Origin of the sequence: Citreicella sp. C3M06, assembly GCF_018860705.1 — a bacterium.
Taxonomy (GTDB): domain Bacteria; phylum Pseudomonadota; class Alphaproteobacteria; order Rhodobacterales; family Rhodobacteraceae; genus Salipiger.
This window is the reverse complement of the sequence record NZ_JAHKQA010000072.1, coordinates 363,368-379,961: the sequence shown is the minus strand read 5'-3', so window position 1 is coordinate 379,961 and position 16,594 is coordinate 363,368. Positions and strand designations below refer to the sequence as shown.

The window sequence follows — 16,594 nt, the reverse complement described above, 5'->3', positions numbered from 1 at the left end:
GCAGGGCAGATCCAAACTCTTCGAGGGACAGAATGAGTGTGAACGGCAACCGGAGGGCACGTCTCGCCCTTCCTTTGATGTGTGTGTTGATGACGGCCGTTGCGGCCTGTTCCAGCAACCCCACCCCCGACATCCGATATGCCTCCGAAGGCGGACTTGACCTTGATCGCCGCGCCATGGCGCTGCGCGAGGTGAAGGCGCTTCAGAACAAGGGGGCTCGCGTGTGGTGCGTGCCCTTCGCCCGCAACGCCAGCGGCGTCAATATTCGCGGCAACGCCAACACATGGTGGGGCAAGGCGGCGGGGGTCTATGATCGCGGTCGCAAGCCGGTGGTTGGCGCTGTCATGGCCTTTGCCGGCACCTCGGGCATGAGCATGGGTCACGTCGCGGTGGTCTCTGAGGTGGTGTCGGAACGCATGCTCAAGATCGACCACGCCAACTGGAACCGCAACAAGGTATCGCTTGGCATGTTGGTCGAGGATATCTCGCCGCGCAATGACTGGAGCTCGGTGCGGGTAGAGAGCAATCCGGGGAGCTTTGGCAAACCATACCCGATCAACGGGTTCATCTATCCCAAGCAGGATAGCTGATACGAAAAAGGCCCCCGGTTCGGGGGCCTTTTCACATTCGGGAAATGCGCGTCAGACCAGTTCGACGGCAACGCCATCCTGAACATGAAACGCAAGATAACCCCGAAGCGCCGCGCCCTCATCGGTCGGGTTCTCATAGGACCAGACGGCGTTTTCGTAGGTCCGGCTTTTTGATGCGATGTTGTAATAGGTAGCCTCGCCAAGCCACTGGTTGCGGGTCCGGTAGTCGGACGGCTCAAGAAACGCTGTGGCGATATCCTCGCGCGGGAAATAAATCACAAAGGGCATGTCGCCTTCGGTCAGCTCCATCGCGCGGCTGCTTTCGCCAAGGACAGCGCCGCCGGCGCGGATCACCCATGTGCCGTTCGTCGGCCGGACCTTGATATGTTTCAACATGTCTTCTCTCCCCGTTTGCACCCCGGATGATATACCAATCGGAATGCGACAGTGTTGTGTCATTACGGCGCAGGCGCGCCGCGTGCTTGTGTCTGTTCGGCGAGGCGACGCCGCAGCCTGTTGCGCTCAGAAAGGAGCGCAGGCGCGGGCGAGCCATGCCGCGTCTTCCGTGTCGACCAGCGGACCAATCCTGACGAGGATTTCCGCGTGGTAGGCATTGAGCCAGTCACGATCTTCTTCGGTCAGCAGATCTGGCACAATCAGCCTGCGATCGATCGGCACCCATGTCAGGGTTTCGAAACGCAGCATCGCGGGCACCGTCTGCCCCGGCAGGGGCGGCGCGTCTTCGACCGCGATGAGGTTCTCGATACGGATACCATAAGCCCCCTCGCGATAGAAGCCCGGTTCGTTCGAAAGGATCATGCCCGGCGCAAGGGGGACGGTGCCGGTGCGGGCGATGCGCGCCGGCCCTTCGTGCACGCTAAGATACGCACCCACGCCATGCCCGGTGCCATGCCCATAATCAAGCCCCGCCTGCCAGAGCGCGGCGCGCGCCAGTGCGTCGATGTCACGCCCGGCAAGTCCACGCGGGAAGCGCAGCCGGGACAGCGCGATCATGCCCTTGAGCACACGGGTAAAGCTGTCTTTCTCGGCATCGCCGGGCGTGCCGATGGCGATGGTGCGGGTGATATCGGTGGTGCCGTCGACATATTGCCCGCCGCTGTCCATCAACAGAAGATCACCCGCGTTCACCACGCGGTTTGTAGCCTCGGTGACGCGGTAATGCACGATGGCGCCATTTGGCCCGGCGCCCGAAATCGTCTCGAAAGAGATGTCGCGCAGCGCGTTGGTGGCGCGGCGTTTGGCTTCCAGTGCCTTCACCGCGTCGATCTCGGTGAAGTTGCCGGGCGTCTGCCGGTCGAGCCATGCAAGAAAACGCACCATCGCCGCGCCATCGCGCAGATGGGCGGCGCGGGCACCGGCAAGCTCGGCGGTGTTCTTGCAGGCCTTGGGCAGCAGACAAGGATCCGGAGCCTCGATGATCTTGGTGCCACGAAGCGCATCGGCGACGGCAACGGGGCAGGTGGCCGGATCGATGCGCACCCGTCCCTCCAGCGTTGCGATGGCCGCAAGGAAGCCCTCCGGTGGCAGGATCGACACCCGCTCTCCGAGATGTGCGCCAAGCTTTGCCAGCTTTTCTTCGGCGATGAACAGCTCGACCGTGCCATCGGCGTTGAGCAGGGCAAAGCTGTGCGGCACCGGGTTGCGCGGGATGTCGCTGCCGCGGATGTTGAGCAGCCAAGCGATGCTGTCGGGCAGGGTCAGAACACAGCAAGCCGCCCCCAGATCCCGTGCCAGACGGGCGATCTTGTCGTCATGGGATTCGCCCGAAAGACTGACGTCCTGCGCAAAGACCGCCCCCATGGGCGGCGCAGGCTGATCTTCCCAGATCTCATCTACGAGGTTGTCGGTGAAGCGTAGTTCTAAGCCGCGCAGATCGGCCTCAAGGCGGCGCACTTGTTCGACCGAGAACAGCCAGGGGTCGATACCTATGCTGCCGCCATCGGGCAGCTTGTCCGAGATCCACTCGGCAAGGCCGGTCTCGGGCCAGTCGACGGGAGTGAAGACATCGGCCACTTGCGCCTTGACCTGCACCCGGTATCGGCCATCGACAAAGACCCCGGCAACGTCGCGCAAGGCAACGCAGTAACCCGCTGAGCCGGTGAAGCCGGTCAACCATGCCAGCCGGTCATCATGTGGTGCAACATATTCGCCCTGATGAGCGTCGGCCCGAGGAACGATGAAACCGTCGATTTGCCGCGCATCGAACAACCCGCGCAGCTCTTCGAGACGCGTAGGACCCTGATCCGGATGGGCGGTTTCGGTGAACTGCTGATACATGCTGCGCCTTTCCTTGATGGTGTGCGCTTTGTGAGCGCCGAGGCGGGGGCCAGCCCCCGCACCCCCGGAGTTTAAGGGCAAGATGAAGGGGCGGCGTTGCGCTTCATCTTGCCGAATAAACTCCGGGGGGAATTGGCCGTAAGGCCAAGGGGGGCAGCGCCCCCAATCGTTGCATTACCCTGCCCGGCGGATGCCCATGAAGCGGGCGCGCGCGCGCGGATCGCTGTCGAACAGCGCCGCAAGCTGTTCGGTCATCGCGCCGGCAAGCTGTTCGACATCGGTGATCGTGACCGCGCGGTTATAGTAGCGTGTCACGTCATGACCAATGCCAATAGCGAGCAATTCCACTTGCTTGCGCCGTTCGACCATGGCGATCACGTCGCGCAGGTGTTTCTCCAAGTAATTCGCCGGGTTCACCGACAGGGTCGAATCATCGACCGGGGCACCGTCGGAAATCACCATCAGGATCTTGCGGGCCTCGGGGCGGGAGATCATGCGGCGGTGCGCCCATTCCAGTGCCTCGCCGTCGATGTTTTCCTTGAGCAGCCCCTCTTTCATCATCAGGCCAAGGTTGTCGCGCACCCGACGCCAAGGCGCGTCGGCGCGCTTGTAGATGATGTGGCGCAGATCGTTGAGCCGCCCCGGTTGCTGTTCGCGCCCCTCGTTAAGCCATTTCTCACGCGCGGTGCCGCCTTTCCACGCACGAGTAGTGAAGCCGAGAATCTCGACCTTGACCGAGCAGCGTTCCAGCGTGCGGGCCAGAACGTCAGCGCAGATCGCGGCGATCGAGATCGGGCGCCCGCGCATCGATCCCGAGTTGTCGAGCAGCAGCGTGACTACTGTGTCGCGGAATTCGGTGTCTTTCTCGATCTTGAAGCTGAGCGGTGTCGTCGGGTTGGCGACGACGCGGGCGAGGCGGCCGGCGTCGAGGATGCCTTCTTCGAGATCGAATTCCCAGCTGCGGTTCTGCTGGGCCTGAAGCCGACGCTGCAACTTGTTGGCCAGCCGCGACACCGCGCCTTTGAGCGGTTCGAGCTGCTGGTCGAGATAGGCGCGTAGCCGTTCTAGCTCTTGCGGATCGGCGAGTTCCTCGGCGGGGATCTCTTCGTCATGGGCGCCGTCATAGACCTTGTATTCCGGGTCGGCCTCGGACACCGGCGCGGGGGCGGGCGGCTCCATCGGAGCGTCGCCCTCGGGCATTTCGGTTTCCTCGCCCATTTCCTGATCGGCGAGATCGTCGGTCGAGACCTGGGCCTGGCTGGCATCCTGGGTCTGGTCCTGCGATTGCTCGGGAGAGGCCTCGGCCTCGTCCTGATCGTCGGCATCGTCACCGCTGCTGTCGGGCTGGTCCTCTTCGGCGCCTTCGGGTTCGGCCTCGTCGCTGTCGTCTTCGTCGAGCGAATCCGGGTCTTCGCCAAGCTGATCGCCATAGCCCAGATCGGTGATCATGCGCCGGGCGAACTTGGCAAAGCTGGCCTGATTGGCGAGCGTGTCTTCGAGCCCTTCGAGCGTGCCGCCGGCCTGATCCTCGATGAAGCCGCGCCACAGTTCCATGACATGGGCGGCATCCTTGGGCAGATCGCGCCCGGTGGCGAGATGGCGAATGAGATAGCCCGCCGCAACCGGCAGGGGCGCCTCTGCCGCCTGGGTGATCTGGCCATAGCCGCGACGTGCGGCTTCGTTGCCGATCTTGGCGTCGATGTTGCCGGCGGTGCCGGGCATGTCGCGCGCGCCCATCGCCTCGCAGCGGGCGGTTTCCATGGCTTCGTAAAGCTCGCGCGCCATGTCGCCGGGGGGCGCGTAACGTGCGTGGGTGCCCGTATCGTGATAGCGGCGATACAGCGCCAGCGCGTCGGCGGTGCCACGCGCCAGCAGCACCTCGTCGCGGGTCATGCGCCGGCTGACCTGCGGCAGGCGCATGTTGTCGCCGGAGACGCCCGATGGATCGACGGTGAAATTCACCGACAGATCGGGGTCGTCGGCCATGACCTTTGTTGCCTCGGCCAGAGCTTTCTTGAAGGGATCAGCGGGGTTGTCATCGCGCATTGCCATGCGCTCAGGTTTCGCGCCTTGGCGGGAGCTTGGCAAGGGGCAAATGCAGCCCTAGCGGTTGATCATCCGGTGGCAGGTGAAAAGCTGGTTCATCGCCGTCGTTTCGGCGAGCCGGGCGCGGCGGGCGTCATCGTTGAAACTGCCGGTTTCGAGCAGCGCGAGCTGGTCGCGTTTGGCGCGGATGCGCAGCATCATGTTGAGTTCGCGCCCCGCCTGCGTTTCGCCGGGAAGGGGAAGGCGCGTGGCGTCATACAGCGCCCTGACCCAGTCGCGACGGAGTTCCAGCGCGTCGGCGAGCGGGTCCTGGATGAGCCAGGAATGTTGCAGCAGCGCTGTCAGCCGCCCCAGACAGACGGCGTAATCCGCCGCCAGAAGCATTTGCCCCCGGTTGCTTTCGTGGGTTTGCGCAAGATCCTGTGTCTCGGCAGCGCCCGCGCCTGCCGCCAGCCAGAGGCAGAACAGGGCGCAGATGCGCGCGTACAGCAGGCGTATCAGAGGTGATCTGGTCATGCCGTGAGCCTGCGACGCAAACCTTCAGATTCCGTGAAAACACCGCACGGACGCGTTCGACCTGATTGCATTGGCCGTTAACCTATCAATCAAAGGTAGAATCAGGCTACGCTGACACGCGTCAGGGGCAATCCTGACCTGTCTTCGGAGGAACCGGGAATGGCCTTTCTTCGCCTTGTGCCTGTGGCGCTGTTCGCACTGACTGGCACCGCGCAAGCCGCGACGCTCTCATATTCTGTGACTGAAATCGGAGACAGGGTGCTTGGCAACGCTCTGAATGATTCCGGAACCGTGGTCGGCCGTGACGGTGCCTACGGATTCATCTACAAGGACTCGGCGATGACGCTGCTTCCGCCTGACGACGATCACTACTGTTGCAGCATCGCCTTTGCCGTGAACAACGATGATGTCGCCGTCGGTCACACGGCCTGGGACTATTACGACTCCGGCAATTCCAACGCGACGAAATGGGCGGGTGGTGTCGGCGAGGAGATGTCCAACTTCAGGACCAGCGCGCGCGATATCAACGACAGCGGAATGAGCGCCGGCATTGCCTGGAGTGGGTTCAGCAATGAGGAGGCCTTCGTCTGGTTCGCGGACGGGTCTCAGCGCTACCTCGGCCATCTTTATTCGGCAGATTACCGGTATTCCTACGCATATGCCCTGAACGAGTCTGGTCAGGTGGTCGGCCAAAGCGACGTCGAATGGCAGTACGGCCTGCCCGATCTGCCGCATGCCTTCATCTGGGACCTTGGGACCGGGATGCTGGATCTGAACGATCGGGTCGATACGGGCGCGACCGTGCTGACATCGGGCAATGATATCAACGATTTCGGAGTGATCACCGGCAGCGAGGTCACGGGCGACGTGCTGTCTGGCTTTTATCTGGATGGCAGTGAATACCGCTCTGTCGAGTCGGGTGCGCTTGGATTCTCGGTCGTTACCCCGAGCGCGCTGAACAACAACGGGATTGTCGTGGGCTCGGCGGGCGACGACGAGGCGGGTTTTTCCGCCTTCTCCTGGGCGATGGAGGGCGGCATGGTCGATCTCAATACGCTCATTGACCCGGCGCTCGGCATCTCGCTGATCGAGGCGGTCGACATCAATGACGCGGGCCAGATCCTCGCCCTTGGCAATACCGATGGCAGCTTTTTCGGCGCGGACGCCAACCGGACCTTTTTGCTGACCCCGCTTGCACCGGTGCCGCTTCCGGCCTCGATGCTCATGCTCCTCGCCGGGTGCATGGCGCTTTGCGCGCTGCGGCTTCGCGGCGTCGGAACGTAAAAGCCCCGCCACAAGGGCGGGGCTCTCGATACCGTCGATGCGGCAAACGGGTCAGGCGATGCTTAGGCTTGCGGCGCTCTCGGGCAGTTCTTCATCAAAGCAGCGCTGGTAGAACTCCGCCACGGTCTGGCGTTCAAGCTCGTCGCATTTGTTGAGGAAGGACAGGCGGAAGGCGTAGCCCACATTGCGGAAGATTTCCGAATTCTGCGCCCATGCGATCACCGTGCGCGGCGACATCACCGTCGACAGCTCGCCGTTCATAAAGGCGCGGCGGGTGAAATCGGCCACCGTGACCATCTGGCGAATGGTCTTGCGACCCTTCTCATTGTTGTAATGCGGCGCCTTGGACAGAACGATGTTCACCTCGGCGTCGATGCTCAGGTAATTGAGCGTCGCCACCAGCGACCAGCGGTCCATCTGTCCCTGGTTGATCTGCTGGGTGCCGTGATACAGGCCCGTCGTGTCGCCAAGGCCGACGGTGTTCGCGGTGGCGAAGATGCGGAAATACTTGTGCGGCGTCAGCACTTGATTCTGATCCAGCAGCGTCAGCTTGCCGTCGGTCTCCAGCACGCGCTGGATCACGAACATCACGTCGGCGCGGCCCGCATCATATTCGTCGAACACGATGGCGCAGGGGTTGCGCAGCGCCCAAGGCAGAATGCCTTCCTGAAATTGCGTGGTCTGCTTGCCGTCGACCAGCTTGATCGCATCCTTGCCGATCAGGTCAATCCGGCTGATGTGGCTGTCGAGGTTCACCCGCACCGACGGCCAGTTCAGGCGGCTTGCCACCTGTTCGATATGGGTCGACTTACCCGTTCCGTGGTAGCCTTGGATCATCACGCGGCGGTTGTTGCGGAACCCTGCAAGGATGGCCAGCGTGGTATCGGGGTCGAATTTGTAAGTGCTGTCCAACTCCGGCACCCGATCGGTGCGGTCGGCAAATCCGTGCACCACCATATCGGTGTCGATGCCGAACACTTCGCGCACCGCGATCTCTTCGGTCGGCTTCGCATTGACGTCGATATCGCTCATCTTCGGCCCCTGGTCTTTCTTGCAAGAATTGTCGCCCCGTGGTGCCCGATATCAGGCGCAAGGGCAAGAGTGCCCGGCCCATGCTTTGGGGTTTGCCGTTCCAATGCCGCCGCGATAGGCTCTGGCGAAACGCACCCGGCAGGCAGGTTGGACGTGAACACGCCCTTATCCGAGATTGAAGAACTCATCTCGCGCATCGCCATGGGCGACCGTGCGGCCTTTCGCGCGCTTTACGGGCGAACCTCTGCGAAACTCTTTGGCGTGTGCCTGCGTGTCTTGAACGACAGGGGACAGGCCGAGGAGGCGTTACAGGAAGCTTATGCCAAGATATGGACACGCGCCGGGCAGTACCGGGTCAACGGGTATTCGCCGATGACCTGGCTGATCACGCTGGCGCGCAACACAGCCGTCGACAAACGCCGTGCCTCCGGGAGGGCGCGCCGCTACGCGCCCATCGACGCGGCAGAGCAGATCGCCGATCCGGGGCCGGGCCCCGCGCAGCAGGCCGAGGCCAGCGACGAGTCGCGCGCGCTGCATGGCTGCCTGTCCGAACTGCCGCCCGAGCGGGCCGAGATGGTGCGCCGCGCCTATCTCGACGGGTTTTCCTACGTGGAACTCGCCGAGGCCACCGGCACCAAGCTCAACACCGTGCGGACCTGGCTGCGGCGCAGCCTGATGCAGCTCAGGGAGTGTCTTGGTCGATGAGCGGACCGGCGGACCATGACCTTCCCAGAGATTTCCCCGGCGGCTGGGAAGCCGCAGCGGCGGAATATGTGCTCGGCCTGCTGCCGGCGCCAGAGCGCAAGGCGTTCGAAAAGCGCCTGCTGGATGATCTCGATCTGGAACAGGACGTGGCCGCTTGGCAGGAATATTTCGCCAGCTTCGCGGAGAGGATCGCACCGCAGGAGGCACCGCCGCAGGTTCTGCACCGTCTCGAGGCGCAGCTGTTCGGCGCGGCGCGCAAGCCGGTCTGGCGGCAGCTTGTGCCCTATCTGCTCGGGGCCATTACCGCTGCGGCCATCGCTTGGGGCGTCAGCTTCTCGGGGCTGCTCGATACCGGGAATGCGCCCGACCTGTGGGCCGATCTGGAAATCCGCGCGCCCGAGCTGGTGCTGCTGGCGCATTACGCGCCCGACAGCCAGACTTTCATGGTGCGGCGCGATGCGGGCACGCTGCCGCAGGATCGCTCGCTCGAGCTCTGGCTGATCCCCAAAGGCAGCAATACGCCGGTCTCGATCGGCCTGCTGCAAGACGTCACGCTGACAGAAATTCCGCTGTCCGACGAATTGGCGGAGCAGGTGCCCGGCGCCACGGTCGCGATCTCGGACGAACCGCTGGGCGGCTCGCCAGAAGCAGGCCCGACGGGCCCGGTGCTGACGCTTGCCACCATGTTGCCGCGAGGCGACTAGCCCGGAGTGGCTGGGCAGGCCGCTAGATGAGCTTTCGTGCCCGTTTTGTCGGATGCAGCGCTCGGTAGTGAACGACTGCTATGCGCAGAAAGCGGGCTTTGCAAAGTCGTGGCATGAGCCGCCTCCTTGCCGTCCGTTGATCACGCTTTTGATGTTTAAGAAGAGAAACCTTGAATGTCAGGCAGCGCATAGTATGCTGTTCTTAGCTCGCGGCAGTTGAACCGGCTGGCCAGACCAGTCTCCTCGGGAGAACCGATAGGCTGTCGCGTGTGAATCCTCTTAACAGTTGAAGTTCCAAATAGAGAACTGCCGCTCGTCTCGATGGGAGTCTGTTGACAGGTCAGAAATCGGGCTTTTCGCCATCACGTAGTCTCGCAGGTCAGCCTTCACCGCTTTCACCGATCTGTCTTCACGATGCGCAGCCATTGCCCCAATGATCACGTCTGTCATTTGCAGAAGACCGACCTTCTTTGATGCAGTTGGGTGGATCTCTCTAAGACAGTTCGGTTTAGCGGTGTACCTCTTATACGCTTGCCCGCAAATCCCGTTTCTGTAGTCGCCAATTTGATAAGAATCCGGCCCATGATCCGGGAACATGACTATGCGCCACTTGTCTCCATACCGCCTGCAAACTTCATGAAGCATAAGCTGGTAGTACATCTTATTTACGGATAGATGCGGCGCTCCACGTCCTTTCTTGTGATGATCGAATTCATCAAAATCGACAATCATCGCATGGAAATGCATATAGTGCAGGTCGATCGCCTCATAGAAAAGGTCGATTAACGCCTCATACGTCGCTTTCTTCCTGCCACCGCGATATTCACTCCACTTGAACTCGCTCTGCATACCGATCCCCTCCTTTAACGACTGGACCTTGCCGTTTAGGAGGTCAACCATGTGAGCCTTGACTGCAATGCCGCCGACGACAGCGTACTTGTTGTCACCCGCGTAGCTGCTGCAGTCGCAATAGTAGTGGAGTACGTCCAGAGCCATCTATATCTCGTTGTTGCCAATGCTCTCTGCAACAAGATAGCCATGCCCGCAGCGGGTGTTAAGCTCGACTTGTTGAATCGTAACCTGAGAATTGCGTTTATTCGCAAACGGGCAGTGAATGTCCGGCTTCCGCCCGACGTGCTAGACCGCCACATCCGCTTCGGGCTGAGTCCAGTCATTGAGAGACGACTGGCAAATGGGGGCTCTGTTCCACTGAGCGGACATCAATGCTCGCCGAAGACGGCTTGAGAACGCGGTCTTCGGATATAGCTTTCTGGGTGCAATAAATTTGTAGTAGCGGTCTGCGCAACACACAGGTGCCGGGGCAAGCCCCGACACCGTTGATATTCTAGCGGCCCCGGATGCGCGGATCGAGTGCGTCGCGCAGGCCGTCGCCAAGGTAATTGACCCCCAGCACCGTCAGCGAGATCGCGATACCCGGCAGAACGACGCGTTCGGGGTAATCCTCCATCCGGGCGACAGCATCGGCCAGCATCTTGCCCCATGTCGGAAAGTCCGATGGAAAGCCAACGCCCAGAAAGCTCAGCGCGGATTCTGTGATGATCGCGGTGGCAAGGCCCAGCGTCGCCGACACCATGATCGGCGAGAGCACGTTGGGCAGCAGGTGGCGCCGGATGATGGCAAAGGGACGCGTGCCGATGGAGCGCGCCGCCAGCACGAATTCCCGCTCCTTGAGCGCAAGCACATCGCCGCGCACGATCCGCGCCGTCGGCATCCACGAGGTGATGCCGACCACGGCGACGATCAGGATGAACATGCCGCCCTCGGGGCCGAAATTGGCGCGCAGCGGTTGGCGGAACAGCGTGACCGCCACCAGCAGCAGCGGCAGGATCGGCAGGCTCAGGAACAGGTCGGTCAGCCGCATCAGCGGCCCGTCGAGCCTCTTGAAGAACCCCGCAACCACGCCGACCCCGGTGCCAATGATCAGCGACAGCAGCATCGCCGCCCAGCCCACCGCCATCGAGGCCCGCCCACCCGCGATCAGCTGCGCCAGGTTGTCGCGCCCCAGCTGGTCGGAGCCGAGCGGATGGTTCCAGCCGGTCTTGGCCTCGGGGTTCCACAGCGCGGTATAGATCGGGCGCATGTCCTTGGCCCGGATATCGAGCTTTTGCGCATCCAGCGTCCACAGGTAGGGGCCAAGCAGCACACCGAAGGTGATCAGCATCAGGAAGAAGGCGCCGATCATCGCGCCCCGGTGTTTGCGGAACTGCGCCCAGACGTCTTTCCATTTCGACCGGGGCGGGGCATCCGGCCCCTTGTCCCTGAGCGCTTCGATGGGGGCCACGGTTTCGGGGGCGGCCACAATCAGATCGTCCTGCGGGCTGTCAGTCATAGCGGATCCTCGGGTCGAGCAGGCCGTAAAGCACATCGGCGATCAGGTTGAAGGTCACGATCAGGAAGGCGAAGATGAAGGTCAGGGTCATCACCATCGGCAGATCATTGGCAAACAGCGCCGTCAGCAGCAGCTGGCCGATGCCGTTCACCTTGAAGACGTTCTCGGTAATGATCGCGCCGCCAAAGATCGCCGGAACCCCCAGCGCAATCACCGTGACCACCGGAATCATCGAATTGCGCAGCACATGCACCATGACCACGATGGCTTCGGACAGCCCCTTGGCCCGCGCGGTGCGCACGTAATCCTGCCCTAGATTGTCCAGCATCGAGGCGCGCATGTAGCGCGACAGCTGTGCCGTGGTCTGCAGCGCCAACACCATGATCGGCATGACCATCTGGCGCAGCTGCACGGTGAAGCTGTCCCAGTCATTGACCACATGGGTGGTGTCATAGATCGACGGGAACCAGCCAAGATAGACCGAAAAGATCACGATCAGCAGCGGCCCGGTAAAGAACGGCGGGATCGAAAAGCCGACCATGGTGACAAAGGTGCCGGCCTGATCGAACACCGAATATTGCCGGTAGGCGGAATAGATGCCGATGGGCAGCGCGATCAGGATGCCGACGATATACGACAGCCCCACCACCCACAGTGTCTGAGGGAGGCGTTGCAGCACGATGTCCATCACCGGCGAGCGGGTCTGCCAGCTGAGCACGCGAAGTTCGTTCTGATACAGATGGGTATCGGGCAGCCAGCCCAGCAGAAAGGAATCGCGGGTCAGCCAGTCGATGAAAATCTTCGGCTCGGTCCAGAACACCTGCACCAGCCATTTCCAGTATTGCACCAGCGGCGGCTCTCCGAGACCCAGCGCCTGACGCATCTTTTCCTTCACGTCTGGTGGCACTGTCAGTGGCACCTGCGCCATCGGATCGCCGGGGGCGAGCTGAAGCAGCATGAAGATGACGAAGCTGATGAACAGCAGCGTCGGAATGGACAGCAATAGGCGCCTTACGGCGAATGTCAGCATGGTCGGTGGCCTCCGGTCTGGGCGCGGCTGGCGAAGCGGTTCCGTTTCATCGCGCTCTAGCGGCGCGGGCGCCACCCTGCAACGGGCAGCGTTACGGAAAACGGGCCTTGCCGCTGGCAAGACGCCCGAAAATCAGGCGCGCCCCCGTCCGAGGGCGCGCCAAGACGGCATCAGCCGTCGATGCGGTACCAGTCCGCGGCGTTCCAGAGCTCGGAATCCCAAGTGTTCAGGATCACGCCGCCAAGGCTGTTGGAATGGGCCGAAACGCGGCCACGGTCGACCAGCGGAACGATGGTGTAGCTGTCTTTGGTCAGCATCTCGTTCAGCTTCTTGGCGATCTCGCCGCGCTTGGACAGCTCGCCAGTGGCGGCCAGCTCGTCGAGCAGCGCATCATAGGCGGGATCGCAGTAGCGGTTGATGTTTTCGCCCTGCCATTGCGACGAGGGCTTGGGCTCGTTGCCGCAGCGGTACATCTGCAGATAGCTCTGCGGATCGGTGCCATCGAAGTTGTTGGCGTACATTTCCACGTCGGCATAGAACTTCTGGAAAGTGTCGGGCGAACCGGGATCGCCGCCGAAGAACACCGAGCTGTCGACATTGCGCAGTTCGACCTCGACACCGATCTGGTTCCACCAATCCTTGATCAGGGCCTGAAAATCCTGACGCACGGCGTTGGTCGAGCTTTGGTACAGCAGCGAAAGCTTTTCGCCGTCCTTGTCGCGGATGCCGTCGCCATCGCTGTCGGTCCAGCCGGCCTCTTCGAGCAGCGCCTTGGCGCCGTCCAGATCCTGCGTCAGGCAGTCGGTGTTGGGGCTGGCGTACATCTCGGGCGCGGGCACGAGGTTACAGGTGGCACGACCAGCCTGACCGTAGCCGACCTCGACCAGCAGATCGCGGTCGATGGCCATCGACAGCGCCTTGCGCACGTTCAGATCCGACAGGATCGGGTGCGGATGAGCCACGGTCGCGCGCTCACCCTCGGGCAGGTCGGGCGAGGGGTCGGTCATGTTCATTTCGATGCGCTCGACCAGCGTGCCGAAGGCCGACACAGGTACACCGGCGCCGGCTTCGGCCATCGAGGCCAGCACGTCGGGGGCCAGCTGCAGGTTCCACGCGTAATCCATCTCGCCGGTCTGAAGCACGGCCCGGGCCGCCGATTCCGCATCGCCGCCGCCCTTGAGGGTCGCGGTGGCAAAGGCGGGCTTGGCCGGATCGCGGTAGTTGGGGTTGGCCGACAGCGAGATCACATCGTTGGGCTTGAACTCGTCAACCACGAACGGGCCGGTGCCGACCGGCTTGAAGTTGGCCTCGGTGCAGGTCGATGCCGCCGCGCCCATGCAGGATTCGAACTGCGCCTTTTGCAGAATCGGTGACTGGCCACCCATGAACGGGCCGTAGGGGTTCGGCATTGCCTTGTCGAAATGCACGATGATGGTCAGATCATCCGGCGTTTCGATTTCCGAAATATGGTCGAACTTGGCCAGCTGCGCGCAGCCGCCTTCGGGGTCCATGCAGTAATCGGCGGTGAATTTCACGTCGGCAGAGGTCAGCGGGGTGCCATCGGACCAGGTCAGCCCTTCCTTGAGCTTCCACGTGATGGTGGTCAGGTCTTCGGAGACGCCGCCGTTCTCGACGGTGGGGATCTCGGCCGCGAGATAGGGCACCAGCGCGCCGGTCTGGTCGTAGCGACCCAGCGGTTCCAGAACGAGGCTGGCGGCCTCGATGTCCTTGGTGCCGCCCGACAGGTAGGGCGTCATGATCGACGGCGCCTGCCAGTAGATGATGTTGACGTGCCCGTCCTCGCCTCGCTCGGCATAGGCGGCCGGGGCCAGCGCGGACGTGGCGACCGCCCCGAGCAGCAGGGTCTTGAGGGTCATGAGTCTCTCCTTGTTGGGCTCACGGCCGCTCTGGGCCGCTTGTTGGTCTTGGGGCCACCGGTCGACACATCGGCCATGGCGCTTCCCTGCGCCAATTCGAACCACATGCGCAGGGAATTGCAAGCGCTGCCGTCGGGAAATCTTGTCGAGGGGTTTGACACTTGCTTGGCGCTGCCCGTAGCCTTGGCATCTTGAGATCCCCAGGAGAGCCGAAATGCTGGACAGCGCCGGACCCATCGCCCGCATCGAAAAACTGCGCGTGGAATTCCAGACCAAGGACGGCACCGTCGCCGGGGTCAAGGACGTGAGCTTTGACATCAACCCCGGCGAGACGGTCTGCGTGGTGGGCGAGAGCGGGTCGGGCAAGTCGGTGTCCTCGCTGGCATTGATGCGGCTGATCGAGTTCGGCGGCGGCACCATCGCGGGCGGACGGCTGCTGTTCGATCGCAAGGATGGCGGCGAGATGGATCTGGCCACGGCGGATCAGGACCTGATGCGCACCATCCGCGGCAACGAGATCGGCATGATCTTTCAGGAGCCGATGACCGCGCTGAACCCGGTGTTCACCGTGGGCCGCCAGCTGACCGAAGGGCTGCGAGTGCATCGCGGCATGTCGAAGGACGCGGCCGAGGCGCGAGCGCTTGAACTGCTGCAACAGGTGCGCATTCCCGAGCCCGAGCGGCGGCTCAAGCAGTATCCGCACGAACTTTCGGGCGGGATGCGCCAGCGTGTGGTGATCGCCATGGCACTGGCCTGCAAGCCGCGCCTGCTGATCGCCGACGAGCCGACCACGGCGCTGGATGTGACCATTCAGGCCGAAATCCTCGCCCTGATGGACCGACTCAAGCGCGAGACCGGCACGGCGGTGATGTTCATCACCCATGACATGGCGGTGGTGGCGCAGATGGCCGATCGCGTGGTGGTGATGTTCCGCGGCAACAAGGTCGAAGAAGGCCCGGCGACGCAGATTTTCGAGACCCCGCAGCATCCCTATACCAAGGCGCTGCTGGCGGCGGTGCCCAAGCTGGGCGAGATGACCGGCAAGGCCTATCCCGAGCCGATGAAGCTGCTGGGCCGCGAGTCGGATGCCATCGCGCCCATCGTCGGCACCGACACGCCGCTGCTGACGGTCGAGAATCTGGTGACGCGGTTTCCGGTCAAGGGCGGCTTTTTCCGTCGCACCGTGGCCAATGTACATGCGGTCGAGGATGTCAGCTTTACCATCAACAAGGGCCAGACCCTGAGCCTTGTCGGCGAATCGGGTTGCGGCAAATCGACCTGCGGGCGCTCGCTGTTGCGGCTGGTCGAGCCGGATCAGGGCCGGGTGGTGCTCGATGGCACTGACGTAATGGGGCTCGGGCCGAACATGCTGCGCAATGCGCGGCGCGAAATGCAGATGATCTTTCAGGACCCGTTTGCCTCGCTCAACCCGCAGATGGGGCTGGCCGATCAGGTGGCCGAGCCGATGCGCAATTACGCTACCCATTCGGGATCGGAGATGATGGACCGCGTGGCGATGCTGTTCGACCGGGTCGAGCTGCCGCGCAGTTTCATGCGGCGCTATCCGCACGAACTATCGGGTGGGCAGCGCCAGCGCATCGCAATTGCCCGTGCGCTGGCCCTGTCGCCCAAGCTTATCGTCGCCGACGAGGCGGTGTCAGCGCTGGACGTGTCGGTGCAGGCGCAGGTGCTGAACCTGATGATGGAATTGCAGGCGGATCTGGGCCTGTCGTATCTGTTCATCAGCCATGACATGGCGGTGGTCGAGCGGGTGTCGCACAATGTGGGCGTGATGTACCTTGGCCGTATCGTCGAGATGGGGCCGCGGGCGGCGGTGTTCGAGAACCCGCAGCACCCCTACACACGGGCCTTGATGCAGGCGGTGCCGGTGGCGGATCCGCGCCGGCGCAAATCCGAGAAAGACCTGAATTTCAAGCCGATTCCGTCGCCGATCCATCCGGTCGGCTATGAACCTGCCGCGAATGTCTATGCCGAGGTTGCGCCGGGGCATTTTGTCCTGACCTCCGACAGCGGGTATTGAAGAGGGGGGCCAGCCCCCCGCCTGCGGCTCCCCCCGGAGTTTTCCGGGCAAGATGAAGCGCGGGCGCGGCGCGTTATGGGGGTGTTGCGTGGCTTGATGCCGGGGCGGCACGGGCGTAGGT

14 protein-coding genes are annotated in these 16,594 nt (G+C 62.8%); 5 read left to right on the top strand and 9 right to left on the bottom strand.

Going from position 1 to position 16,594, the window contains the following annotated elements:
- Positions 1-89 precede the first annotated feature (89 nt).
- Positions 90-590: a CHAP domain-containing protein gene (locus KO516_RS16670; protein ID WP_252737646.1), complete on the top strand. Its 501-nt coding sequence runs from the start codon at positions 90-92 to the stop codon at positions 588-590.
- A gap of 51 nt (positions 591-641) precedes the next feature.
- Here KO516_RS16670 and KO516_RS16665 read toward each other — a convergent pair whose 3' ends face one another.
- The 4 genes from KO516_RS16665 to KO516_RS16650 form a co-directional block, all read right to left on the bottom strand.
- Positions 642-986, bottom strand: coding sequence for a DUF427 domain-containing protein (locus KO516_RS16665; protein ID WP_216004907.1), 345 nt, complete (start codon positions 984-986; stop codon positions 642-644).
- A 126-nt stretch (positions 987-1,112) separates the two neighbouring features.
- Positions 1,113-2,888 carry an aminopeptidase P family protein gene (locus KO516_RS16660; RefSeq protein ID WP_216004906.1) on the bottom strand — a complete coding sequence of 592 codons (1,776 nt, stop codon included), beginning with the start codon at positions 2,886-2,888 and terminating at the stop codon, positions 1,113-1,115.
- Positions 2,889-3,062: 174 nt separating this feature from the next.
- Positions 3,063-4,940: a cobaltochelatase subunit CobT gene (gene cobT / locus KO516_RS16655; RefSeq protein WP_216004905.1), complete on the bottom strand. Its 1,878-nt coding sequence runs from the start codon at positions 4,938-4,940 to the stop codon at positions 3,063-3,065.
- 51 nt (positions 4,941-4,991) lie between these two features.
- A complete protein-coding gene (locus KO516_RS16650; protein ID WP_216004904.1) occupies positions 4,992-5,450 on the bottom strand; it encodes a hypothetical protein in 459 nt (152 codons plus the stop codon).
- Positions 5,451-5,609: 159 nt separating this feature from the next.
- Here KO516_RS16650 and KO516_RS16645 point away from each other — a divergent pair, with 159 nt between their 5' ends.
- The gene (locus KO516_RS16645) at positions 5,610-6,734 is read left to right on the top strand and encodes a DUF3466 family protein (protein WP_216004903.1); all 1,125 of its coding nucleotides are present in this window, start codon (positions 5,610-5,612) and stop codon (positions 6,732-6,734) included.
- A 51-nt stretch (positions 6,735-6,785) separates the two neighbouring features.
- Here KO516_RS16645 and cobS read toward each other — a convergent pair whose 3' ends face one another.
- Positions 6,786-7,766, bottom strand: coding sequence for a cobaltochelatase subunit CobS (gene cobS, locus KO516_RS16640; RefSeq protein ID WP_216004902.1), 981 nt, complete (start codon positions 7,764-7,766; stop codon positions 6,786-6,788).
- A 153-nt stretch (positions 7,767-7,919) separates the two neighbouring features.
- Between cobS and KO516_RS16635 the strand changes: the two genes are divergently transcribed.
- Positions 7,920-8,471, top strand: coding sequence for a sigma-70 family RNA polymerase sigma factor (locus tag KO516_RS16635; RefSeq protein ID WP_216004901.1), 552 nt, complete (start codon positions 7,920-7,922; stop codon positions 8,469-8,471).
- On the top strand, positions 8,468-9,175 hold the full coding sequence (locus KO516_RS16630; RefSeq protein ID WP_216004900.1) for an anti-sigma factor domain-containing protein: 708 nt from the start codon (positions 8,468-8,470) through the stop codon (positions 9,173-9,175). Before KO516_RS16635 ends, KO516_RS16630 begins: the two co-directional genes overlap by 4 nt.
- Positions 9,176-9,454: 279 nt before the next feature.
- On the opposite strand, the gene KO516_RS16625 is transcribed toward KO516_RS16630, so the two are convergent.
- The 4 genes from KO516_RS16625 to KO516_RS16610 form a co-directional block, all read right to left on the bottom strand.
- Entirely contained in the window at positions 9,455-10,171 is a 717-nt protein-coding gene (locus KO516_RS16625) for a DUF3800 domain-containing protein (protein WP_216004899.1), read from the bottom strand.
- 349 nt (positions 10,172-10,520) lie between these two features.
- Positions 10,521-11,525 (bottom strand): ABC transporter permease, encoded by a 1,005-nt coding sequence (locus tag KO516_RS16620; protein WP_216004898.1) that lies wholly within the window; start codon positions 11,523-11,525, stop codon positions 10,521-10,523.
- The gene (locus KO516_RS16615) at positions 11,518-12,555 is read right to left on the bottom strand and encodes an ABC transporter permease (RefSeq protein ID WP_216004897.1); all 1,038 of its coding nucleotides are present in this window, start codon (positions 12,553-12,555) and stop codon (positions 11,518-11,520) included. The genes KO516_RS16620 and KO516_RS16615 overlap by 8 nt, the downstream gene beginning before the upstream one ends.
- A 170-nt stretch (positions 12,556-12,725) precedes the next feature.
- Positions 12,726-14,432 (bottom strand): peptide ABC transporter substrate-binding protein, encoded by a 1,707-nt coding sequence (locus KO516_RS16610; RefSeq protein WP_216004896.1) that lies wholly within the window; start codon positions 14,430-14,432, stop codon positions 12,726-12,728.
- 214 nt (positions 14,433-14,646) lie between these two features.
- Between KO516_RS16610 and KO516_RS16605 the strand changes: the two genes are divergently transcribed.
- On the top strand, positions 14,647-16,473 hold the full coding sequence (locus KO516_RS16605) for an ABC transporter ATP-binding protein (RefSeq protein WP_216004895.1): 1,827 nt from the start codon (positions 14,647-14,649) through the stop codon (positions 16,471-16,473).
- Positions 16,474-16,594: the final 121 nt, after the last annotated feature.